Source organism: Protofrankia sp. Cr1, from assembly GCF_963555865.1.
GTDB lineage: Bacteria > Actinomycetota > Actinomycetes > Frankiales > Frankiaceae > Protofrankia.
The window spans coordinates 2,389-3,136 of the sequence record NZ_CAUVXO010000622.1; the positions used below are offsets into that span (position 1 = coordinate 2,389).

A 748-nucleotide genomic window follows, 5' to 3' on the forward strand; every position below is an offset into this window, starting at 1 on the left:
GTAGCCGTCACAGTCGTGCCCGTCGCAGGCGTGCCCGCCAGATCCCCGACAGCAGATGTCCATCCTCGAAGGAGCTGTTCTGATGACCGGTTCGGCACCTGACCTGGCCGCCGACATCGTCGCGGTTGCCGCGGTCGGCGGCCCGTCCATGGCCGCTGACACGCCGACGAACGGCCGGCGCCGCATCGCCGATCTGGAGCAGGAAGGCGAGATCGCAGCGGACTATCTGGAGGCTCTGCTCGACATCGTCGACATGGACGGCGACCTCGACCTCGATGTGGAGGGAGAGCGAGCCGTCGTGGCCGTCGTCGGGGACGGCCTGGACCTGCTCGTGGGTACCCGAGGGGAGACGCTGGAGGCGTTGCAGGAGCTCACCCGGCTCGCGGTACTTCAGAAGACCGGCGTTCGCAGCCGGCTGATGTTGGACGTCGGTGGTCACCGTGCCCGGCGGCGTGCCGAGCTGCGGGAGCTTGCCGCGGCAGTCGCCGCGCGGGTGAAGACCGGTGGTCGGCCGGAGAAGTTGAAGCCGATGACGCCGTTCGAACGCAAGGTCGTCCACGACCTCATAGCGACGATCGACGGTGTGGTCAGTGAGTCCGAAGGGGAGGACCCCCAGCGCCGGGTGGTCATTCTCCCCGCGGACTGACCTCGTTCCTGCTTGCCTGACTGTCTGCCGTGATCCACAGAACACGGCAGACAGGGGGTGTATTGCGTTCGTGCTACGCCAGGTCCGGTCGGGCTGACACGG

The 748-nt window shown here is 67.6% G+C and carries 1 protein-coding gene; it reads left to right on the forward strand.

The window, feature by feature from the left end:
• The first annotated feature begins 148 nt into the window (after positions 1-148).
• Positions 149-646 carry a protein jag gene (locus U9980_RS26925; protein WP_416210410.1) on the forward strand — a complete coding sequence of 166 codons (498 nt, stop codon included), beginning with the start codon at positions 149-151 and terminating at the stop codon, positions 644-646.
• The last annotated feature ends 102 nt before the right edge of the window (positions 647-748 follow it).